At 60.9% G+C, this 21780-nt stretch carries 18 protein-coding genes and 9 tRNA genes; 20 read left to right on the top strand and 7 right to left on the bottom strand.

From position 1 onward, the window contains the following. Window positions 1-154 precede the first annotated feature (154 nt). Complete coding sequence (locus ACQ4WZ_RS13620; RefSeq protein WP_436573661.1) at window positions 155-619, top strand: hypothetical protein; 465 nt, start codon at window positions 155-157, stop codon at window positions 617-619. A 40-nt stretch (window positions 620-659) separates the two neighbouring features. Here the strand turns inward: ACQ4WZ_RS13620 and panC are convergent, their stop codons facing one another. The 5 genes from panC to metG form a co-directional block, all read right to left on the bottom strand. Continuing rightward, a complete protein-coding gene (panC, locus tag ACQ4WZ_RS13615) occupies window positions 660-1499 on the bottom strand; it encodes a pantoate--beta-alanine ligase (RefSeq protein ID WP_101480503.1) in 840 nt (279 codons plus the stop codon). A 54-nt stretch (window positions 1500-1553) separates the two neighbouring features. Further along, complete coding sequence (locus tag ACQ4WZ_RS13610; RefSeq protein ID WP_166674828.1) at window positions 1554-2486, bottom strand: segregation and condensation protein A; 933 nt, start codon at window positions 2484-2486, stop codon at window positions 1554-1556. A gap of 17 nt (window positions 2487-2503) precedes the next feature. Next, the gene (locus ACQ4WZ_RS13605; protein ID WP_034778041.1) at window positions 2504-2713 is read right to left on the bottom strand and encodes a DUF3460 family protein; all 210 of its coding nucleotides are present in this window, start codon (window positions 2711-2713) and stop codon (window positions 2504-2506) included. Between the two features lie 108 nt (window positions 2714-2821). Continuing rightward, a complete protein-coding gene (locus ACQ4WZ_RS13600; protein ID WP_101484448.1) occupies window positions 2822-3301 on the bottom strand; it encodes a GNAT family N-acetyltransferase in 480 nt (159 codons plus the stop codon). A 9-nt stretch (window positions 3302-3310) separates the two neighbouring features. Then, window positions 3311-5473: a methionine--tRNA ligase gene (gene metG / locus ACQ4WZ_RS13595; protein ID WP_101480505.1), complete on the bottom strand. Its 2163-nt coding sequence runs from the start codon at window positions 5471-5473 to the stop codon at window positions 3311-3313. A gap of 160 nt (window positions 5474-5633) precedes the next feature. Between metG and apbC the strand changes: the two genes are divergently transcribed. The 3 genes from apbC to ACQ4WZ_RS13580 all read left to right on the top strand — a co-directional run bounded on the left by apbC (window position 5634) and on the right by ACQ4WZ_RS13580 (window position 9059). Continuing rightward, complete coding sequence (gene apbC / locus ACQ4WZ_RS13590) at window positions 5634-6722, top strand: iron-sulfur cluster carrier protein ApbC (RefSeq protein WP_101480506.1); 1089 nt, start codon at window positions 5634-5636, stop codon at window positions 6720-6722. A gap of 86 nt (window positions 6723-6808) precedes the next feature. Beyond that, the gene (locus tag ACQ4WZ_RS13585; protein ID WP_436573660.1) at window positions 6809-7216 is read left to right on the top strand and encodes a DUF4399 domain-containing protein; all 408 of its coding nucleotides are present in this window, start codon (window positions 6809-6811) and stop codon (window positions 7214-7216) included. A 139-nt stretch (window positions 7217-7355) separates the two neighbouring features. Next, window positions 7356-9059, top strand: coding sequence for an alkaline phosphatase family protein (locus ACQ4WZ_RS13580; RefSeq protein ID WP_436573659.1), 1704 nt, complete (start codon window positions 7356-7358; stop codon window positions 9057-9059). A 131-nt stretch (window positions 9060-9190) separates the two neighbouring features. Here the strand turns inward: ACQ4WZ_RS13580 and ACQ4WZ_RS13575 are convergent, their stop codons facing one another. Together ACQ4WZ_RS13575 and lysA are read right to left on the bottom strand one after the other, a co-directional pair. Next, window positions 9191-10753 (bottom strand): phospholipase D family protein, encoded by a 1563-nt coding sequence (locus tag ACQ4WZ_RS13575; RefSeq protein ID WP_436573658.1) that lies wholly within the window; start codon window positions 10751-10753, stop codon window positions 9191-9193. 72 nt (window positions 10754-10825) lie between these two features. Next, complete coding sequence (lysA, locus tag ACQ4WZ_RS13570; RefSeq protein WP_436573657.1) at window positions 10826-12070, bottom strand: diaminopimelate decarboxylase; 1245 nt, start codon at window positions 12068-12070, stop codon at window positions 10826-10828. A 102-nt stretch (window positions 12071-12172) separates the two neighbouring features. On the opposite strand from lysA, the gene ACQ4WZ_RS13565 reads away from it, so the two are divergent. From ACQ4WZ_RS13565 to ACQ4WZ_RS13490, 16 genes are all read left to right on the top strand, one after another. Beyond that, window positions 12173-13084 carry a LysR family transcriptional regulator gene (locus tag ACQ4WZ_RS13565; protein WP_101480511.1) on the top strand — a complete coding sequence of 304 codons (912 nt, stop codon included), beginning with the start codon at window positions 12173-12175 and terminating at the stop codon, window positions 13082-13084. A gap of 68 nt (window positions 13085-13152) precedes the next feature. Further along, window positions 13153-14559 (top strand): glutamate--tRNA ligase, encoded by a 1407-nt coding sequence (gltX, locus tag ACQ4WZ_RS13560; RefSeq protein WP_101480512.1) that lies wholly within the window; start codon window positions 13153-13155, stop codon window positions 14557-14559. A 124-nt stretch (window positions 14560-14683) separates the two neighbouring features. Beyond that, window positions 14684-14759, top strand: a tRNA-Ala gene (locus ACQ4WZ_RS13555). A gap of 67 nt (window positions 14760-14826) precedes the next feature. Continuing rightward, a tRNA-Glu gene (locus ACQ4WZ_RS13550) sits at window positions 14827-14902 on the top strand. A 134-nt stretch (window positions 14903-15036) separates the two neighbouring features. Beyond that, window positions 15037-15112, top strand: a tRNA-Ala gene (locus ACQ4WZ_RS13545). A 36-nt stretch (window positions 15113-15148) separates the two neighbouring features. After that, a tRNA-Glu gene (locus tag ACQ4WZ_RS13540) sits at window positions 15149-15224 on the top strand. A 50-nt stretch (window positions 15225-15274) separates the two neighbouring features. Then, window positions 15275-15350 (top strand) — tRNA-Ala (locus ACQ4WZ_RS13535). A 238-nt stretch (window positions 15351-15588) separates the two neighbouring features. Further along, window positions 15589-15664: transfer RNA gene (locus ACQ4WZ_RS13530), tRNA-Ala, on the top strand. A gap of 583 nt (window positions 15665-16247) precedes the next feature. Continuing rightward, complete coding sequence (locus ACQ4WZ_RS13525; protein WP_436573656.1) at window positions 16248-17342, top strand: DUF5694 domain-containing protein; 1095 nt, start codon at window positions 16248-16250, stop codon at window positions 17340-17342. Window positions 17343-17527: 185 nt separating this feature from the next. Then, window positions 17528-17603: transfer RNA gene (locus tag ACQ4WZ_RS13520), tRNA-Glu, on the top strand. 124 nt (window positions 17604-17727) lie between these two features. Further along, a tRNA-Glu gene (locus ACQ4WZ_RS13515) sits at window positions 17728-17803 on the top strand. A 57-nt stretch (window positions 17804-17860) separates the two neighbouring features. Then, window positions 17861-17936: transfer RNA gene (locus ACQ4WZ_RS13510), tRNA-Glu, on the top strand. 98 nt (window positions 17937-18034) lie between these two features. After that, window positions 18035-19204, top strand: a complete 1170-nt coding sequence (gene earP / locus ACQ4WZ_RS13505) for an elongation factor P maturation arginine rhamnosyltransferase EarP (protein WP_436573655.1) — start codon at window positions 18035-18037, stop codon at window positions 19202-19204. Window positions 19205-19339: 135 nt separating this feature from the next. Further along, a complete protein-coding gene (locus ACQ4WZ_RS13500; protein ID WP_100876390.1) occupies window positions 19340-19915 on the top strand; it encodes an elongation factor P in 576 nt (191 codons plus the stop codon). A gap of 206 nt (window positions 19916-20121) precedes the next feature. After that, complete coding sequence (locus ACQ4WZ_RS13495; protein ID WP_436573654.1) at window positions 20122-21297, top strand: amidase family protein; 1176 nt, start codon at window positions 20122-20124, stop codon at window positions 21295-21297. 35 nt (window positions 21298-21332) lie between these two features. Continuing rightward, window positions 21333-21743, top strand: a complete 411-nt coding sequence (locus ACQ4WZ_RS13490) for a hypothetical protein (RefSeq protein WP_101480517.1) — start codon at window positions 21333-21335, stop codon at window positions 21741-21743. Window positions 21744-21780 lie beyond the last annotated feature (37 nt).

Raw genomic sequence — 21780 nt, 5'->3', positions numbered from 1 at the left:
CGCTGCGCTGCCGGTCTGGCAAATGCGGTCACGCAGCCAGTTGCGGTATGGAATTAAATATTTCCGAAAGTTAACTTTACACGTCAACTAAAGTGGCTCATGATCGCAGCACTATTCCACCTTTGTCCCCGCCCCCGACAAGAAGGAGCGCAATATGCGCCGAGCACCCGTATTATTCTTTGCCCTGAGCACGGCCTTGCTGGCTGCTTGCGGCGTGAGCCTTGAACAAACCAGCGTCGCACCGGCCATCGTCGAGGCGCAGCCCGGCGATGTCCAGGAGCCGGCCGCGCAATTGCCTGCCGAAGGCGATGGCCGGCATGCCTATCTGCACCGCCTGGGCGGCCACGATTACGTCAGCCTGAGCCAGAATGGCCCGCAGGGCGGCTTGCCGATCCTCACGGGGGCGAAGCGCGGTGCGCACGCCATCCGCCTGCTGGCGGCCGATCCGGCCCAGGCCAGGGCCATCCTGCGCAGCCTGAGGTTGCCTGCGAACCAGCGCAAGCTATGGTCGGGAGAGGAAATCGTGCTCGATGCGGCCAGTTATGACATGCTGCAGGCGGCACGCGGCCACAACAAGCCGCTGTTTGCCGAGCTCAAGCTGGTAGGGATGGAGAAGTAAGAAAAAGAAACGGGGCCGAACGGCCCCGCTGTGACTGCGCTTAAATTTCCAGGTTGTCGATCAGGCGCGTCTGCCCAAGCTTGGCGGCAGCCAGCACCACCAGCGGTTCACCGGCGGCCAGTTCGGCGGCGCTCGGCGCCTGCAGGTTGGCGCGCTTGCGCACGGCGATATAGTCCGACTTCCAGCCACGGCTGTTCAGTAGCTGCATGCTGGCCTGTTCCAGTTCAGCGACAGCCAGATTGCCCTTGCGCACTTCCTCGGCCACAAAATTGAGTCCCTTGAACAGTTCCGGGGCCTCGGCGCGTTCACTTTCCGACAGATACATATTGCGCGACGACAAAGCCAGGCCATCGTCGGCCCGGTACGTTTCGGCGGCAATGATTTCCGTCGGCAGCGCGAACTGGCGCGCCATGTTGCGGATGATCATCAACTGCTGGTAATCCTTCTTGCCGAACACGGCCACTCGCGGACCCACGCAGGAAAACAGCTTGGTGACGACCGTGCACACGCCCTCGAAGAAGCCGGGGCGGAATTCCCCTTCCAGGGTATTGCCCAGGTCATCGGGCGGGCGCACGCGGTATTCCTGCGGTTCTGGGTACAGTTCCTTTTCCGTCGGGGCGAACAGCACGTACACGCCTTCCTTTTCCAGCTTGGCGATATCGGCCGCCATGGTGCGCGGGTATTTTTCGAAGTCTTCGTTCGGGCCGAATTGCAGGCGGTTCACGAAGATCGAGGCGACGACGGGGTCGCCATGCTTGCGCGCCAGGCGCATCAATGACAGATGGCCTTCATGCAGGTTGCCCATGGTGGGGACGAACGCCGTGCGCAGCTGTCCGCTGAGCTGGTCGCGCAATTCTTCGATGTCGGAAATAATTTTCATGGATTGCTTTCGCTAAAACCCCGTTGTACGGTGGTCAGTGACAAAGGGAAGGGATCAGGCGGGCGAATACGCCAGCCGGACGTAGATGGGGGCAAACGGTTCTGCCTGCGTGATTTCGATCAGGGTTTCCTTGGCCAGTTCCAGCAGGGCCACGAAGTTGACCACCACCACGGGCACGCCGCCGGCAATGTCGAACAGCTCGCTGAACTCGACGAAGCGCGATGATTGCAAATGGCGCAGGATGCTCGACATGTGCTCGCGCACGGACAGTTCCTGGCGGCTGATGCGGTGGTGCTGGGTCAGCTTGGCGCGTTTCAGCACATCGAGCCACGCCTGCTGCAAGTCCACCGGTTCCACGTCGGGCCAGGTGGGCGTCAGGCTTTGCTCGATGAAAATCTGCGTGCGCACGAAATCGCGCTCGAACTGGGGAATGGCGTTCAGGTCGTAGGCGGCCAGCTTGATCTGCTCGTACTCGAGCAGGCGGCGCACCAGTTCAGCCCGTGGGTCGCCGCCATCTTCCTCAACGTCGCTCTTGCGCGATGGCAAGAGCATGCGCGACTTGATCTCGATCAACATGGCGGCCATCAGCAGGTATTCGGCGGCCAGTTCCAGGTTGCGCACGCGGATCTGGTCCACATATTTCAGATATTGCAGGGTCACCTGCGCCATCGGAATATCGAGAATGTTGAAGTTTTGCTTGCGGATCAGGTAGAGCAGCAAGTCGAGCGGGCCTTCGAAGGCTTCGAGGAAGATTTCCAGCGCGTCCGGCGGAATGTACAAATCCGTCGGCATGCGTAGCATGGGCTCGCCATACAGGCGGGCGATGCCCAGGGGATCGGCGGCGGGCGCCGCATCCGTCACCGCTGTTGCAGAAGTTGCAGGGTCGCCGCCGCCATCGCCGCCAGCGACGGTTTCGGGCAACTCGATGACTGCGCCGGCACCGGAGGCGTCGGCTTCCGGCGTGACTGCAGACTCTTCAGGCAACATCGTGCCGGATCCAGGTCTTAGTTCTTGTTCTGGTAAACGTAAGCCTGTTGCTTGACGGCCGATGCCAGCTGGCGTTCCTGCTCATCGATGCTGACGGCCGGCTTGTCCCACAGCAGGGCGCGGCCCGCTTGCTGGCCCGCTTCCATGCCAGGATTCTTGGCCTTCAGTTCGGCGATGAACAAAGTGTGGTCGGATACGTAGTTGTTGTGTTTTGCAGGCAGTTTCATATTCTCTTCTGAGTGTCTTATAAGTAAGGTCAGCCGGCCGTATTTTACCGCGCCATGTCGCTTGGCGGGTTGTTGTATCGGCAAGTCCGGGGGCGAAATTGCTAAAAATCAATAACGCAACAAACGCCGCATCACCATCGGCGCCGGTTCGGCGGGGTTGGCGTGCGAATATTCCAGTTCTTCGGCCAGTTCGAATTCAAAGGCCGCATAAAAATCGATCAGTTTGCGCTGGTCGCGCCGCACGGCGAGGCGCAATTCCTCGGCCTGGCACGACAGGCCGTGATGAATGATGGCTTCCAGCAAGTGCTGCGAGACATGGCTGCCCCGGTAAGCGGGCAGCACGCCCATGCGTGAAATCTTCCAGATGGCGGGGTCGCTGTCGAGCGGCATCCAGCGCAGCGAGCCGGCTGGAATGTCGTCGATCAGCAACACAAAGCCGCCGCCGTGGCGCAGTTGCTCTTCCACCTGCCGTGCCGTCTCGTGGTGTCCACTGGACGAGGCCGCCACCTTGCCGGCCCACGCAGCGCGGGTCAGCTCGGCCATCAGTTGTGCATCGGCATTTGTTGCTTCGCGCACCACGATATTCATCATTGGTCCTTAGCGGATGCGCATGCCAGGTTCGGCGCCCGGCCACGGGTTCAGGATGTAGATGCCCGGATTCGCCTTTTCATCGGCGGCGGACGCTGCCATGACCATGCCTTCGGAAATGCCGAACTTCATCTTGCGCGGCGCCAGATTGGCTACCAGCACCGTCAGCTTGCCGATCAGTTCTTCCGGCTGGTAAGCCGAGCGGATGCCGGAGAACACATTGCGCAAACGGCCTTCGCCCGCGTCCAGGGTCAGGCGCAGCAGCTTGTCCGAGCCGTCCACCAGTTCGCAGTTGACGATTTTGGCGATGCGCAGGTCGACCTTGAGGAAGTCGTCGATCTTGATCTCGGGCGCCAGTTCCTCGATGGCGGCTGCTGCTGTGGTAGCGGCTGGCGCGGCGGCGTCATTGGCGGCGTCGCCGGCGGGCGCGGCAATAGCGGCGGCCGCTTGCGGCGCGTCGAACAGCGCTTCGATCATCTTTGCATCCATGCGCGTCATCAAGTGGCTGTAGGCGCCGATGGTGCGGCCCAGCATGCTGTTCGACACGGCGTCGCCAAACACTTGCGTGTCGGCCCAGGTAAATTGTTCGTCGTTGAGGAAGGACGCCACGTTCTTCGCCACGCCCGGCAGGACCGGCGACAGCAAGATCGTCAGCTGGCGGAACAGGATCAGGGCCGTGGTGCACACGTCGTGCAGCTCGGCCGTTTTTTCGACGTCCTTGGCCAGGATCCACGGTTTGTTTTCATCGACATACTGGTTGGTGATGTCGGCGATTTCCATGATTTCGCGCAAGGCCTTGCCGAATTCGCGGTTCTCGAAGTGCGCGGCGATGCTGGCCTGGCGCTCGACGATGACGCCGTTTACGTCCACCGTCAGTGCGCGGTTGATCCAGCTTTGCGCGCCTTCCGACAGCATTGATGCCAGCTTGCCGTCGAAACGCTTGGCGATGAAGCCGGCGCAGCGGCTGGCGATGTTCACGTACTTGCCGATCAGGTCGCTGTTCACGCGGGCCACAAAGTCTTCACCGTTGAAGTCCAGGTCTTCCACTTTGGAGTTCAGCTTGAAGGCGATGTAGTAGCGCAGCCATTCCGGGTTCATGCCCAGGTCCAGGTAGCGCAGCGGCGAAATACCCGTGCCACGCGACTTCGACATTTTTTCGTTGTTGACCGTCAGGAAGCCGTGGACGTTGACTTTCAGTTTGTCGATCACCGGGTGATTGGCAAATTTCAGCATGGCAGGCCAGAACAGCAGGTGGAAGGAAACGATGTCCTTGCCAATGAAGTGGATCTGTTCGGTTGTCGGGTCATTCAAAAAGGCGTCGAAATCGATGCCTTTCTTGTCGCAATAGTTTTTCAGGCTGGCCAGGTAGCCGACGGGCGCGTCCATCCATACGTAGAAGAACTTGCCCGGCGCATCGGGAATCGGGATGCCGAAGTAGGGCGCATCGCGCGAGATATCCCAGTCGGCCAGCTTTTCGCCCGCTTCGCCCAGCCATTCGCTGACCTTGTTGACCATTTCCGGCTGCAAGCGGCCTGGCGTATTGAGCCATTCCTTGAGGAATTCGAAGCAGCGCGGGTCGGATAGTTTGAAGAAATACTGTTCCGACGGCTTCATCACGGGCGTCGCGTTGGTAAACACGGAGAACGGGTTGACCAGGTCGGTCGGCTGGTAGGCGGCGCCGCACACTTCGCAATTGTCGCCGTACTGGTTCTTGGCGCCGCATTTCGGGCATTCGCCCTTGATGTTGCGGTCGGCCAGGAACATGCCTTTTACCGGGTCGAAGAAGCGGTCGACGGTTTTCGTGACGATCAGGCCCGTATCGCGCAGCTTGCGGTAGATCGATTGCGACAGGTCGACGTTTTCCGGCGAATCGGTCGAATACCAGTTATCGAAGGCGATATGGAAGCCATCGAGGTACTGGGCGCGACCGGCGGCGATGTTGGCGACGAATTGCTGCGGCGTGATGCCTTCCTTTTCGGCGGCGATCATGATGGGCGTGCCATGCGTATCGTCGGCGCCCACAAAGTGCACTTCACGGCCGGCTGCGCCATCGCGTTGCATTCGCTGGAACCGGACCCAGATATCAGCCTGGATGTATTCCATGATGTGGCCAATGTGAAAAGCGGCGTTTGCGTAAGGCAGGGCAGTGGTGACGAACAGCTTGCGAGTCATGATTGATGCACTTTTGGGATGGATAATAGGTCATTTTAACAGCGGAAAGGCAATAAGAGCAGATGCAGCGCCGGCAAGTGATGCTTTTGCCGCCATCGCGCCATGCAAATTTGCGCTAGACTGCGCGTATTGCACATATGTAGTACACACGGAGATTTACATGAGCATCACAGTAGAAGACGTCAAGGCCGCGCTGGCCCAGGTTATTGATCCAAATACACATAAAGATTTCGTTTCCAGCAAAACCGTCAAGAATCTGAAAGTCGATGGCAATGATATTTCGCTCGACATCGAGCTGGGCTACCCCGCCAAAAGCCAGATCGATCTGATCCGCAAATCCGTGCTGGCCGCCCTGCGCGTGCTGCCGGGCGTGGGCAACGTCAGCGTGGGCGTGTCGTCGAAAATCATTTCGCACACGGTGCAGCGCGGCTTGAAGCCGATGAGCAACGTGAAAAACATCATTGCGGTGGCTTCCGGCAAGGGTGGTGTTGGTAAATCCACCACGGCCGTCAACCTGGCCCTGGCCCTGGCCGCCGAAGGCGCCACCGTCGGCATGCTGGACGCCGATATCTATGGCCCGTCGCAGCCGATGATGCTGGGCATCAGTGGCCAGCCGAAGACCCTCGATGGCAAGAGCATGGAGCCAATGGAAAACCATGGCCTGCAAGTGTCGTCGATCGGCTTCATGATCGATCCGGACGAGCCCATGGTGTGGCGCGGCCCCATGGTCACGCAAGCCTTGCAGCAACTGCTGGATCAGACGAACTGGCGCGATCTCGACTACCTGATCGTCGACATGCCGCCAGGCACGGGCGACATTCAATTGACGCTGTCGCAGAAAGTGCCGGTCACGGGTGCCGTCATCGTCACGACGCCGCAGGACATCGCGCTGCTGGACGCGCGCAAAGGCTTGAAAATGTTCGAGAAAGTCGGCATCCCGATCCTCGGCGTGGTGGAAAACATGAGCACGCATATCTGCTCGAACTGCGGCCATGCGGAAGAAATCTTTGGCGCCGGCGGCGGTGCGAAGATGTGCGCTGACTTTGGTGTGGAATTCCTCGGCGCCTTGCCACTGACCATGGCGATCCGCCAGCAGACGGATTCGGGCACGCCCACCGTCGTGGCTGAGCCGGATGGCCCCGTCGCCGTGATCTACAAGCAGATCGCCCGCACCATCGCCATCAAGGTGGCGGAAAAGGCGAAGGATATGACGAGCAAGTTCCCTAGCATCGTGATCAAGAACGATTAAACGTTGGGCTTGGCGCTCCCATGCGCCAGTGTCAGCGGGGGATGGTTTCATGCAGTCCGTGTTGTTATTAAACAAGAGGAGACATCATGCAATTGACCACCGTATTCCTGCGCCAGGCTGCAGTCCTGATTGCTGGCAGCCTGTTGGCCGCCAGCGCGTTTGCCCAGTCCGTTTCATTTGTCGAGCCGGTTGATGGTGCGACAGTGACCAGTCCGTTCAAGGTCAGGTTTGCCGTCAGCGGCATGGACGTCAAGCCGGCCGGCGACATGACGGCCAAGACGGGCCATCATCATTTGCTCATCAATGTGGGGCCGATGAAGGCGGGCGAGATGATACCCATGGATGACAAACATTTGCATTTCGGCAAAGGGCAAACGGAAACGGACGTCACCTTGCCGCCGGGCCAGTACACCTTGACGATGCAGTTCGCCAATGGCGCGCACCAGTCGTATGGGCCGGAGTTGAGCAAAAGCATCAAGGTGACGGTCAAGTAAGTCAGACCTATTCATCTGTTTCGGCAAAGGCCGGGTTCCTGCGATGGAACCTGGCCTTTTTTATATTGTTGCCTCTTGTCATTATTGTGTCATATAGTCGGCGTATGCTGGCCGGTGGCCTAACTTTGGATGAGTGCATATGAGCAAGAATTTCTCCCTTTCCCGACAACTGGCGCAGGCCTTGCTGCTGGTGGCCAGCGTGGCGGCGTGCCAGGCGCACGCGGCCAAGGCCGTTCCAGCTGCTGCTGCTGCTGCTGCTGCTGCCACGGCGGCGCAGCCGAAGCTGGTGGTGGTGCTGGTGGTGGACGGCTTGCCGCAGGAGCAGGTGACGCGCTACCGCGACCAGTTCGGCCAGGGTGGCTTCCGCCGCCTGCTGGAGCAGGGCGCGTGGTTCAGCGATGCGCACCAGGCGCATGGCATCACGGTGACCGCCATCGGCCACTCGGCCGTGCTGTCGGGCGCCTACCCGTACCAGCATGGCGTGATCGGCAATAACTGGATCGATCCCGTCACGAAAAAATCCGTATATTGCACCGAGGATGGCAATTTCCATTACATCGGCGAAGAGACGAAGCCCGACGATGGAACGGCGCCGACCAAGCTGCGCGTGAGCACCCTGGGCGACGAGCTGCGCTATTCCACGGGCGACAAGGCCAAGGTCGTCACCGTCTCGGGCAAGGACCGTGGCGCCATCCTGCTGGCGGGGAAAACGGGCACGGCCTACATGTACATGGAAAAGACGGGTAACTTCGCCAGCAGCACCTATTACATGCAGCAGCATCCGCAATGGGTGCAGCGCTACCAGGCGGCCAGGCCGCAGGACCGTTATTACGGCAAGAGCTGGACACCGCTGCTGGCCGATTCGGCCTATGCGCGGGACGCCCGTGATGATCTGGTGCCGGCCAAGCCGGGCACGCGCAACACCTTCCCGTTCGCCTACTACAGCGACAGCGGCAAGCTCGATGGCGAGTACTACAGCCGGCTGAAGTCCGGTCCCTTCCTCGACGAGCTGACCCTGGAATTTGCCCGCGCCGCCGTCGATGGCGAGAACCTGGGCCGCAACCCGGCCGGCGTGCCCGATATCCTGGGCGTGAGCCTGTCCGCGCACGATTATGTGAACCACGCCTACGGTCCGGAAAGCAAGATGTCGCATGACCACCTGCAGCGCCTGGACCGCATGCTGGCCGGTTTCTTTGCCGACCTCGATAAAAAAGTCGGCATGGACAACGTGCTGGTGGTGCTGACGGCCGACCATGGTTTTGCCAACGTGCCTGAATTTACGGAAGCGCGCGGCGGCTTTTCCGCCAAGCGCATCGACGGCGACAAGCTGGTGGCGGCATTAAACCAGCACCTGGCCACGACCTTGGGCGCGGACAAGCTGGTGACGTCGTCGTCGCTGCCGAATATCTACCTCGATTACGCGCTGGCGGAAAAGAGCGGCGTCAATCGCGCTGCCCTGGAAGACGCGGCAGCCCGCTTCCTGCTGCAGCAGGACGGCCTGGCGCAAGTCTACACGCGCACGCAGATGGAATCGGGGGCGGTGGCCACGCGCATGGATACTCTGATGCGCCGTGCCTGGAACCGCCAGCTGTCGGGCGACCTGATGCTGGTGACGAAACCGGCCTGGTACTTCGGCAAGGGCGTTGGAGGCACCTCGCACGGCACGCCGTACACATATGACACCAATGTGCCGCTGATGGTATTCGGTCCCCGCTGGATCAAGCCGGGCGCCTATGGCCAGTACGCGGAAGTGGTCGACATCGCCCCGACCCTGGCCCATTTGCTGCGCATACGCCAGCCGTCCGCGTCGGAAGGGCGGGTGTTGACGGAAGCGGTGCGGTAAAAGAGGGGGCTACGTGCTTGTCGGGTTACGCGCTTTGCGCTAACCCGACCTACGATGACCTTGCGAAGAGCGTAGGTCGGATTAGCGGGGCAAAGCCCCGCGTAATCCGACAACAGTGTTGGCAAAACAGCTTACAGCAGCCAATCGATCGGTAGCACCGACAGAATCGCCACTCCCATGCGCTTCCACACGCTGGTGCCCGGCTCCGTGTCGTAGCGCGTGACACCGCCGTTGGCGTCGCGGGCGAGCCAGTACAGCGCGCCATCGTCGCCAAGCAGCACCTGGTAGGCGCGCTGCGGGATGGTGGTGCGCATGGCTTTCCCCAGCTGGCTGGCCAGTGCGGGACTGTCGATGACGAGGCCCATTTCCGTGTTCAATGCGATCGAGCGCGGATCGAAGTTGAACGAGCCCACGAAGATGCGCTGGTCGTCGACGGCAAAGGTTTTTGCGTGCAGGCTCGATGCGGAGCTGCCCAGGTGACCCGGCTGCGCGCGCGCATCGCCTGCTTCCCACGAACGGCGCGATTCATATAGCAGCACGCCCGCTTCCAGCAGCGGTTTCCTCCACTTCGCATAGCCCGCATGCACGGCCGCCACGTCGGTTGCTTCCAGCGCATTCGTCAGGATGCGCACGCCCACGCCCTGTTTTGCCAGATCGGCAAAGGCCTGGGTGCCGGATTTGCCGGGAACGAAATACGGCGACACCAGGTCCACTTCCTTGTCCGGCACGCCCAGCAGGGTTCGCAGGTTTTCCGCCACGCCCGTGCCTGGCCGGGCCTTGTCCAGCACTTTCGCCGGGTCGTCGCTGACCATGCGCGTGCGCGCCCATTCGAAGGGCAGGGTGCGTTCCATCATCTGCTTGACGAAGGGCGAGGTGCGCAGCGCCTGCACGTATTCCCCGGCTGCCCTGGTGTCGTCGATGTGCTCCGCTTCGGCGGCGATGGTGGCAGCGTCGCCATCGACGGGGCTGGTCAGCAGCAGACTGGCCGGGTAGGCCGAGGCGCTGTTCCAGTAGCGGTCGAATTCCTGCGAGACCTCGTTGACGACGGGGCCGACGGCCAGTACGTCAAGGTCGGCAAACAGGACATCGCCGGCCGCGCCAAAATATTCATCGCCCACATTGCGCCCGCCCACGATGGTGGCCTGGTTATCGGCCGTGAACGATTTATTGTGCATGCGCCGGTTGAGGCGTGAAAAATCGGCGACAAAGGCCAGCGCGCGCGGCGCACGGGGCACGAAGGGATTGAACAGGCGAATTTCCAGATTCTGCTGCTTGCCCAGCATGGTCAGGGTCTGGTCCAGGCCCGTCGTGTTGTTATCGTCGAGCAGCAGGCGCACGCGCACGCCCCGTTCGGCCGCCTGGCGCAGGGCGTCGAACAGCAGGGTGCCGGTGATGTCCTTGTGCCAGATGTAGTACTGCACGTCCAGGCTGCGCTGGGCGGCGGCGGCCAGCAGGGCGCGCGCGGCAAAGGCGTCGCGGCCATCGACCAGCGGGTAAATGCCGGACACGCCGGGATGCTGCGCCACCATGGGCGCTATGGCCGTGGCCAGCTGGGTGTGCGCCGTATCGGTGATGACGGTGGAGGCGCTGCGTCCGTCCAGCGAGGGCAGCGCGGCGCAGCCGGCAAGGACGGCGGACAGCAGCAGGGGCAGCAGGAAACGGGTGCTGCAGCGGGCAAGGGTGGTGGCGGGCATGGCGGGCTTTCATCGAGTTGCCCCGATGTTAGCAGATGCGCATGCCCGCACGGGGCGGGTATCGGAAACCGCTTAGAACTGTTCCAGCGCGATCAGTTCTGCCACTGTCTGGCGGCGGCGGATCAGCCGCGAAGCCTCGCCATCGACCAGGTATTCGGCCGCATGCGGGCGGCTGTTGTAGTTCGACGACATCGACGCGCCATACGCGCCTGCGCCTTCGAAGACGACGTAGTCGCCCACCTGCGCTGCGGGCAACAAGCGGGTTTCCACCACGCCGCCATCGCGCTGGGTAAAGACGTCGCCCGATTCGCACAGGGGGCCGCCGACCACGGTGGGGCATGCCGGGTTGGCATCGAGAGCGCGGCCGTCATGCGCAATCACCGACATTTCATGGTAGCTGCCGTACATGGCGGGGCGCATCAGTTCATTGAAGCCCGTATCCAGCAAGGTGAAGTGGTTGCCGCCCATTTGCTTGGTGGCGCGCACTTCGGCCACCAGCAGGCCCGCGTCGGCCACCAGGAAGCGGCCCGGTTCGATCTCCAGGTGCACGGCGTGGCCCAGGTGCGCCTCGATCTGCTTGCGCGCCGCATCCCACAGCTGGAAGTAGTGGTCAGTGTCGACGGGCTGTTCGCCTTCGCGGTAGGGCACGGACAGGCCGCCGCCCGTGGAAATGGCTTCCAGGTCATGACCCATGTTTTTGACCAGATCGACCATGGTGCCGCAGACGGTTTCCAGGTGGCTGTAGTCAACGCCGGAGCCGATGTGCATGTGCAGGCCCACAAGGTGCAGTCCATGTGCGCGGATGACGGCCAGCGCCTTTGGCAGCTCTTCATGCCAGATACCGTGCTTGCTGTTTTCGCCGCCGGTATTGGTCTTGTTACTGTGGCCATGGCCATAGCCGGGATTGATGCGCAGCCAGACGCGGTGGCCGGGAGACACTGGGCCCAGCTGGCGCAGCATGTCGACGGAGCCGCAATTGACTTCGATCTTCGCCGCCGCCACGCGCGCCAGTGTGGCGCGGTCGAACAGGTCGCAGGTAAATACCACGCCGGCGGCGCCGTTGGTCTGCGCCGGCGTAAAGCCTGCCTGCAGCGCGCGTTCGATTTCGCCCAGCGACACGGCGTCCACGTGCACGCCAGCTTCGCGCATCAGGGTGAGCAGATGGATGTTCGAATTGGCCTTTTGCGCGAAGCGCACGGTATCGAACTGCGCCAGCTGCGCCACGCGGGCGCGGATGGTGGCCGCGTCATACACCCATAGTGGCGTGCCGTGTTCCTGGGCGAGTTGGGCGAGGGTCTGGTCGTTGACGGGCTTCATCGGGTGCTTTCGGGGGAATGGGGAGATGACTGCATGATGGCCGATTGCGCTTCGACTATAAAATATCCATTTGGGCCTACCTTATTCATTTATGATATGACCATGACTATCTCCTTGCGCCATATCGAGGTCTTCCGCGCCATCATGACGACGGGCAGCGTGACGGCCGCCGCCGCCATGCTGCACACCTCGCAGCCCACCGTCAGCCGCGAGCTGGCGCGCCTCGAGCACTTGACGGGCCTGACCCTGTTCGAGCGCGAGCGGGGGCGGCTGCGCCCCACGGCCCAGGCGCTGCAGTTGTTCGAGGAAGTACAGCGCGCGTATTTCGGCCTGGAGCGCATCGTCAGCACGGCGGCGGCCCTGCGCCAGTTCGACCAGGGGCAGTTGTCGATCGCCTGCCTGCCCGTGTTTTCCCAGTCGCTGCTGCCGCAGGCGTGCAAGCGCTTCGTGGCTGATTTTTCGAAGGTGAGCATCAGCATCACGCCGCAGGAGTCGCCGCTGCTGGAAGAGTGGCTGTCGGCGCAGCGCCACGATATCGGCCTGACGGAAGTGGGCAATGCGCCGCCGGGTACCGTACTCGATACCCTGATGTCCGTCGATGAAGTGTGCGTGCTGCCCGACGGCCATCCTTTGGCCGGCAAGATGACCTTGGCTCCGGAAGACTTTGCTGGCCAGCCTTTCATCAGCCTGGCCGCCGTCGACCCTTACCGCCAGCAGATCGACGCCATTTTCGCGCAGGCTGGCGTGGAGCGGCGCATGGCGCTTGATACGCATAGCGCCGCCTCCGTCTGTGCCATGGTGCGCGAAGGCGTGGGGCTGGCCATCGTCAATCCGCTCACGGCCCTCGATTACGCGGGGCAGGGCTTGCAAGTCCGCCGCTTCGCCGTGTCCTTGCCGTTCACCGTGAATCTGGTCAAGCCCCTGCATCGGCCCCTGTCGCAATTGGTCGCCCTGTTCGAGCTGGCGCTGCATGCCCAGGCGGACGAGGTGAAAAGTCGGCTGATGCAGCTGTGATGTCGCTTATGGAGCGGCGGCGGTCAACAGAGTAAAATGGTGTTTTTCTTCAAAGCCTGATTACTTCGATGACCACAACCGCTACTCCCGTTCGTACCCGTTTCGCTCCCAGCCCGACCGGCTATCTGCACCTGGGCGGCGCCCGCACCGCCTTGTACAGCTGGGCGTATGCCCGTCACTTCGGCGGCACTTTCGTGCTGCGCATCGAAGACACGGACGTGGAGCGCTCCACGCCGGAAGCCGTGCAAGCCATCATCGAAGGCATGAAGTGGCTGGGCCTGGACCACGACGAAGGCCCGTTCTACCAGATGCAGCGCATGGACCGCTACCGCGAAGTGGTGGCGCAGATGCTGGCCGAGGGCACGGCTTATCATTGCTACTCGTCGCCGGAAGAAGTCGAAGCGATGCGCGAGCGCATGCGCGCCGCTGGCGAAAAGCCACGCTACGACGGCACCTGGCGCCCGGAGCCGGGCAAGACCCTGCCGGCCGTCCCCTTTGATCGCAAGCCCGTCGTGCGCTTCAAGAACCCGCTCGATGGCGACGTGACGTGGGACGACGTGGTCAAGGGCACGATCACGATTTCCAACCGCGAGCTGGACGACCTGGTGATCGCGCGCCCGGACGGCACGCCGACATATAATTTCTGCGTGGCAGTCGATGACTGGGACATGCAGATCACCCACGTGATCCGCGGCGACGACCATGTCAACAACACCCCGCGCCAGATCAATATCCTGCGCGCCATCGGTGCACCGCTGCCCCTGTATGGTCACCTGCCGATGATTTTGGGTGCGGACGGCGAAAAGCTGTCGAAGCGTCACGGCGCCGTCAGCGTGATGGATTACCCGGCGCAAGGCTTCCTGCCGGAAGCGATGCTGAACTACCTGGCGCGCCTGGGCTGGAGCCATGGCGATGATGAGGTGTTCTCGACCGAGCAGTTCTGCGAGTGGTTCAACCTGAATCACCTGTCGAAATCGGCGGCCCAGTTCAACAATGAAAAACTGGCCTGGCTGAACAACCACTATATCAAGCAGGCCGACAACACCCGTCTGGCCGACCTGGCCCGCCCGCAAATGCTGGCCGCCGGCGCCGTCTTCGAAGGCGCGCCTGATCTGGCGCAAGTGCTGGGCATGATGAAAGAGCGCGCCAATACGGTCAATGAACTGGCTGCCGCCTCGATGCTGTTCTTCCGCGAGCCGCAGCCGGAAGCGGAACTGGTGGCGCAGCACATCACGGATGCCATCAAGCCCGTGCTGGTGCAGTTTGCCGAGCGCATCGCCGCGGTGGAGTGGAGCAAGGAAGCCGTGGCCGCCATGATCAAGGAAGTGCTGGCTGCCAACACCATCAAGATGCCGCTGCTGGCCATGCCCTTGCGCCTGATCTTGACGGGCCAGCTGCAGACGCCGGCCATCGACCAGGTGGTGGTGATGTTCGGTCGCGAGACCGTGCTGGCGCGCCTGGCAAAGTGGCTGTAAGCATCGCGACGAAAGAACCGCAAAAACAGGGCGCGGAAACCTCTCCTATGAAAAGTTGCTCATAGGCGTAAAAGGGTATTTGCAGAGTGAAACTTCTTTGCTATACTCTTGTTTCTGCACCAACGGGGGTATAGCTCAGCTGGGAGAGCGCTTGCATGGCATGCAAGAGGTCAGCGGTTCGATCCCGCTTACCTCCACCAGCAGCAAAATCGCAGTCAGGTTTTGTTAGTCGTTGAAGTGGTGCAGATGTTGTTTGGAAGTTCCGCGGTCCCCATCGTCTAGAGGCCTAGGACATCACCCTTTCACGGTGAGTACAGGGGTTCGAATCCCCTTGGGGACGCCAAGTAGTTGTGGTATAGTAGTGGCAGTTGTTTGTACTGATTGTTGTAAGTTCAGGCCGGTAAAAAACGGGTTCTGGATGGAAAGCAAGTAGTGGAACAAAGTCGCCAAGTGCGGCTTTTATTATTTCTGCGCCCGGGGGGTATAGCTCAGCTGGGAGAGCGCTTGCATGGCATGCAAGAGGTCAGCGGTTCGATCCCGCTTACCTCCACCAACAGCGCAGAAGTAAGGTAGCAAACGTCGTTCCGTGGTCCCCATCGTCTAGAGGCCTAGGACATCACCCTTTCACGGTGAGTACAGGGGTTCGAATCCCCTTGGGGACGCCAGTTCAGTCTGGTGTTTTGGTAGTGAAGAAGTAGCAGTGTTTCTGCGCCCGGGGGGTATAGCTCAGCTGGGAGAGCGCTTGCATGGCATGCAAGAGGTCAGCGGTTCGATCCCGCTTACCTCCACCAACAGCGCAGAAACAGCTAGTGAATAAATCAAAGTCGCCTCGAGCGGCTTTTTTTATTTGCGTCAGCGATTTCTTCGCTCGGGGGAATATGGCTAAGCTGTTAGCGCGCTTGCATGGCATGCAAGAGGTCAGCGCTTAGCTCCCGTAAACCTCCACCAGCAGCGCAGAAACAGCTAGTGAATAAATCAAAGTCGCCTCGAGCGGCTTTTTTTATTTGCGTCAGCGATTTCTTCGCTGGGGGGGGTATGGCTAAGCTGTTAGCGCGCTTGCGTGGCATGCAAGAGGTCAGCGGTTCGATCCCGCTTACCTCCACCAACAGCGCAGAAACAGCTAGTGAATAAATCAAAGTCGCCTCGAGCGGCTTTTTTTATTTGCGTCAGCGATTTCTTCGCTCGGGGGAATATGGCTAAGCTGTTAGCGCGCTTGCATGGCCTGCAAGAGGTCAGTGCTTAGCTCCCGCTTACCTTCACCAACAGCGCAGAAACAGCTAGTGAATAAATCAAAGTCGCCTCGAGCGGCTTTTTTTATTTGCGTCAGCGATTTCTTCGCTCGGGGGAATATGGCTAAGCTGTTAGCGCACTTGCATGGCATGCAAGCGGTCAGTGCTTAGCTCCCGCTTACCTTCACCAACAGCGCAGAAACAGCTAGTGAATAAATCAAAGTCGCCTCGAGCGGCTTTTTTCGCCTTTACTTTCTGCTTTCCTTGTTGCTCGCGCGCGGCATATCCGCATCATTTGCGTTTCGGAATGCCATTTTTACCATTCATCGCTTTGGGGTGGAGATTGTAGTGCCGGGTGTTTAAGATTTCTGGCGTTGAAGCTGCCGATAGTCAGGTCTGCGTATGCGGCAGTTTTTGCGCCTGTCAGTATTCATGGAATTACTTAACTCCGGAGGTGGAATGTCCCGTTTGCTTGTCAGCATTTTGTTTGCCGCTTTCTTTTCCGCTCCGGCTTTCGTTGCCGCGGCACCTGCTGCTCCCTTCGATCCCGCTGCCTACAAGTTGCAATCGGGGCGTATCAATGAGGTGATGGTGCTGGGCACGCCGCACCTGTCGCAGTTGCCGAAGTCGTTTGATCCCGCGCATCTGAGCACCTTGAACGCGCGCTTGCTGAGCTGGAAGCCGCAAGCCATTGCCATCGAGGCCTTGTCCGGTCTGCAGTGTGCGTACCTGCGCAGCTACCCGCAACGCTATGCGGACACGATCAAGTCCTATTGTTGGGATCCTGCCGCCGCGCATGCGGCGACCGGCCTGGATGTGGTGGCGGCCACCGTGCAGGCGCAGCGGTTGCTGGCCGCATGGCCGGCGGCACCATCCGCCGCGCAGCGGCGCACCCTGGCGTCGCTGTTCCTGGCTGGCGGCGAGCGGGCATCCGCGCTGGTGCAATGGTTGCGTCTGCCGGAGGCGGAGCGACGGGCGGGCGACGGGCTTGATGTCAGGCTGGTGACCATGCTCAATGACCGGCTGCAGCGGGGCGGCGAGGATGTGCTGATCGCAGCCGTGGTGGCGGCGAAGAGCGGTCATGAGCAGGTGTATGCCATGGACGACCATACGTCGGACGCGCCCGCCGACAATGCGCGGGAGGAAAAGGCTTCCGGCGAGGCGATCATGAAGGCGTGGGACAATCCGCATACGGCGCAGCGCAAGCGTAGCAGTGCAGCGCTGGAAGCGGCATTGGCGACGCCGGCAGGCGTGCTGGCCATGTACCGTGCCTATAACGAGCCTGGCCAGGCCGAGCTGATCTTCCGCAGCGATTTCGGTGCGGCGCTGGAAGAGCCGTCGCCACAGCATTTCGGCCGCAATTACGTGGCCTACTGGGAGACGCGCAATTTGCGCATGGCATCGAATATCCGCGAAGTCATGATGGCGCGGCCGGGCATGCGCGTCCTGGTGGTAGTGGGGGCGTCGCACAAGGCATACCTGGAAGCCTATTTGAACCAGATGCATGACGTTCGCATCGCTGGCACGGATGCTGTCCTGCGCCAGGCAGACTGATCGCCCGTTTGCTTGCCTTCCTGCCATCATCGCGTTTCCATGGGGGCGGGAAGTGCAATAAGATGGAAAATAAGAGGCCAGCAGTTGATTTCGTGAATCGCTTCGTGTTAAACTTCGCGCACGCTTTTTTGAGGGGCTAAGCAAAGCCTTCAACGAAGAGTCCGCTGAGAGTAAAGCCAGCACAGGTCCCCATCGTCTAGAGGCCTAGGACATCACCCTTTCACGGTGAGTACAGGGGTTCGAATCCCCTTGGGGACGCCAGGATTTAGTTGTAAGGTAATAGCGCAGTGCTGAACGGGCCTGACAAGTCAGGCTTTTTTTGTTTCTGCAACATTGCTGCAGTACCGGGTCAGGATGCGGAGTACTGCATTCAGGACAGATTTCTGTCCCCATCGTCTAGAGGCCTAGGACATCACCCTTTCACGGTGAGTACAGGGGTTCGAATCCCCTTGGGGACGCCAGATTCGCAAGTAGCAAGAGGTCGGGATGCAGGGTAGCGCATCCAGGACAGATTTTCTGTCCCCATCGTCTAGAGGCCTAGGACATCACCCTTTCACGGTGAGTACAGGGGTTCGAATCCCCTTGGGGACGCCAGACCGGCTGAATCAGCCAACAAAAAAGCCGCCTGGTAACAGCGCGGCTTTTTTGTTGTTTGCCGGCATGCCAACGTTTTCCCATCATTTTGCCTGCTCATGTCACTACCTAGCGATCGCGCACCATCCCTGGCCATCTTCTGCAAAGTCGTCGACAACTACGGCGATATCGGTATTTGCTGGCGCCTGGCGCGGCAGTTGAGCGGGGAGCATGGCGTTGCCGTCACCTTGTGGGTTGACGATCTTGTAAGCTTCCAGCGCATCTGCCCCGGCATCGACGTGGCGGCGGAAATGCAGCAGGCCAGCGGCGTGACGGTGCGCCACTGGCGCGATCAGGATGGCGTGTTTGCGCCTGCCGATGTTGCCGACATCGTCATCGAGTTTTTTGCCTGCGACATTCCGCCCGGCTACATCGCGGCCATGGCGCAATGCGCGCCGCAGCCGGTGTGGCTGAACCTGGAAGGCTTGACGGCGGAAGAGTGGGTCGAGGGCTGCCATGCGCTGACGTCGCCGCGCCATGGCATGATCAAGCATTTCTTCTTTCCCGGTTTTACCAATAAAACGGGCGGCCTGCTGCGCGAAGCGGCGCTCGACGAAAAAAGGCTGGTATTCCAGGCTGATGCCGGCGCCATGGCGGCATTCCTGGGGCAATTCGGTGTGAGCCAGGCGGAAATGTCTGCTTTGAAAGTGTCGCTGTTTTGCTATCCGTCCGCCCCGGTCGCCGAGCTGTTTGGCGTTTGGCAGGCGGGCAGCGAACCCGTGACGTGCCTGGTGCCGGAAGGCGTCGCATTCGATGCTGTTCAAGCGTTTATCGGCGACGATGCCGCCGCAGCCGGTGCGGCGCGTACACGCGGCGCGCTCACCGTGCGCGTGCTGCCGTTCGTGTCGCAAGACGATTACGACCGCCTGCTGTGGGCTTGCGACGTCAATCTCGTGCGCGGCGAGGATTCCTTTGTGCGCGCCCAGTGGGCCGGCCAGCCTTTTCTCTGGCATATCTACCTGCAGGATGAAAACTTGCACCACGTGAAATTGCGCGCCTTCCTGCAGCGCCATGCGGTGGATGCGGACGGTGCCATCGACAGCCTGGTGCAGGCGGCGCTGGCCTGGAATGGCGCCAGCGCGGATGCCTTGCCGTGGACGCTGCTGTGGCCTGCCTTGCAGGCCGACCTGGCGCGCATCCGGGCGCGCGCGCAGGCCTGGCAGCTGCAGATGCAGTCCAATGGCGATCTGGCAAGTAACTTGCTGGCGTTCGCCGGCGCGACGAGATAGGCGCTTGCCAAAAATTAAGGTAAAATGCCCGGTTATTTCTAACGTATTTTTAACCGATCAAACGCAAGCTTGCGGCGCTGATGGCGCACAGGCGGCAGATGGTCTTCATGCAACCCACTTTTTACGTACATTCCTATGAAACCCGCAAAAGAAATTCGTGTTGGCAATATCATCATGGTCGACAGCAAGCCAATGATCGTGTTGCGTTCTGATGTCAACGGTTCGAGCCGCACGGGCTTCACCTACAAATGGAAGATGAAAAATCTTCTGACGAACACCCCGATGGAAAACGTGTTCCGCGGCGACGACAAGTTTGACGTTGTTGTTCTGGATAAAAAACCAGTGACGTATTCGTACTTCGCCGACCCGCTGTTCGTCTTCATGGACACCGAGTACAACCAGTACGAAATCGAAGAAGAAAACCTGGGCGATGCACTGCATTACCTGAAGGACGGCATGGAATGCGAAGCCATTTTCTACGACGGCAAGGCTATCTCCGTTGAACTGCCTACGACCATCGCACGTCAAGTGGTGTACTCGGAGCCTGCAGTCAAGGGCAACACTTCGGGCAACGTCCTGAAAGAAGCCAAGATCGAAAACGCCATCGACGCACATCGCCACATCGTGCAAGTACCGCTGTTCGTGGCACAGGACGACGTCATCGAAATCGACACCCGTACCAACGAATACAAGCGTGTCGTACGCAACTGATAGCTCGTCACGCTGCGCTGCTCGCAGGGCCCGGCAAACGCCGGCCTGGCTTGCTCCAGTGTTCGACCATCAAGAAACGCTGCCTTCGGGCGGCGTTTTTTTTGCTTAAAAATTAATGCCCGTCGACAACAATTGAGTTGCAAGGACTGCTATGCTATGGATAGTGCATTATTGCGTTAGAAACACTTAAGTTTCCTGGAGATACCATGCAGCGTAGTCATATGGTGCGCAACGGCGCATATCGGGACGCGAAGCCTGTCGCAGCGGCCGTGCCAGCACGCGTGTCGCGCCCCGTGCTGCCCCGTGCCACAGCGCCCGCCAGCCCCATGGCCCATCTGCTCGATGCGGGCGTGTTGCCGCAACAGCAGATGATGCAGGCAGGCAAGCTCAGTTCTCATGCGCTGACGTCGCAGTACCTGGCCCGTATCCGCTCCCTGTGCAGCATCGGCGCGCGTGCCTATCCCGGCATTGAAATCAATCCCGATGCGCTGAAAATTGCCCTGGAAATGGACCGTGAGCGGCAAGGGCACAAGGTGCGCGGCCCCTTGCATGGCATCCCCATCGTTTTGCGCGACAATATCGCCACGGGCGACCGCATGAAGACGCGTACGCAGGCGCCGCTGGCCACGCATGCCAGCTGTGATTCCTTTGTCGCGGCGCGCTTGCGCGCGGCCGGTGCCGTCATCATCGGCAAAAGCAATTTGCGCCAGTGGGCCGCCGTCAGCGTGCCGCATGCCAGTGCCAGCTGGGCCGGTCTGACCATCCTGGCCGTGGACAGCGCGGCGGACGGTTCCATCGTCGCGCCCGCATCGACGTGCGGCCTGGTTGCCATCAAGCCCACGGGCAGGCCTGCCAGCGGGCAGGGCGGCGAGCCAGCCACGGCGGGGCCGATGGCACCCAGCGTGCGCGAGGCGGCCTGGCTGCTCGCTGCTCTGAATGGCGAGCGCCTGGCCGATGGCATGGTGCTCGATGTCGCCGGCTTGCATGGGCGCCGCATCGGCGTGGCGCGCCACCTGTTCGGCCAGTGTACCGGGACCGATGCCGTGATCGAGCAGGCACTGCTGGTGCTTCGCGAACAGGGTGCGGAGCTGATCGAGCCGCCGCCCGCGTCCGAGCCCGGCGGCATCGCAGCGTTGCTGTGCTCGCATGGGCTCGATGCGCTGGTGGGACCCACGTGTCATGGGGTATCGCAGGCGCAGTCTGCCTTGCCGCACATTACGGTGCCTGCCGGCCTGGCAGGGGGCTTGCCCATCGGTTTGTCCTTCATCGGCCCTGCCCATGGCGAAATGCCGCTCATTGCGATGGCATATGCCTACGAGCAGGCGACCTTGCACCGGCGCACACCCGCATTGCCGTCCAGCATCATGCAGGCGCTGCGTTGACCATGATGATACTTTTCGCTTTCTATCGCTAAACTATGCTTGCAACCTTGCTGCTGAGTGTGGCCGTGGCCGCCACCCCGACTCCTTTTGATGCCGCGCAACTGTCTGGTAGCTGGTCCGACAGCGTGAATACCAATAGTGTTTGCGAAGAAGCGCGACACTTTACGCGCATGCAGCTGTCTGACGACCATCAGCGGCTGGCGATCTTCAACGACCGCACCTGGAAGAGCAAGCTCGGTGAAACCAATCGCTTTGCCGCGACCGTGGTGGCGGAAACGGAGCGCAGCCTGACTTTGCGCTATGACAATGAGACCCGCCTCAATGCCGCTGGCAAGCTGGTGGAATGGCAGTTGATCATCGTCGCGCCCGGCGTGTACCGCTGGCGCGAGACGGGCTGGCCCGAAGGCAAGGTTAACGGGGTCGTCGGCATCCGCTGCTCTCCTTGATGCCGTTGTGCAAGCATGGCATTCTGCTATGCTGCCC

This window comes from Janthinobacterium darwini (genome assembly GCF_051380905.1).
GTDB lineage: Bacteria > Pseudomonadota > Gammaproteobacteria > Burkholderiales > Burkholderiaceae_D > Janthinobacterium.
This window is presented reverse-complemented; position numbering and strand designations above follow the sequence as displayed.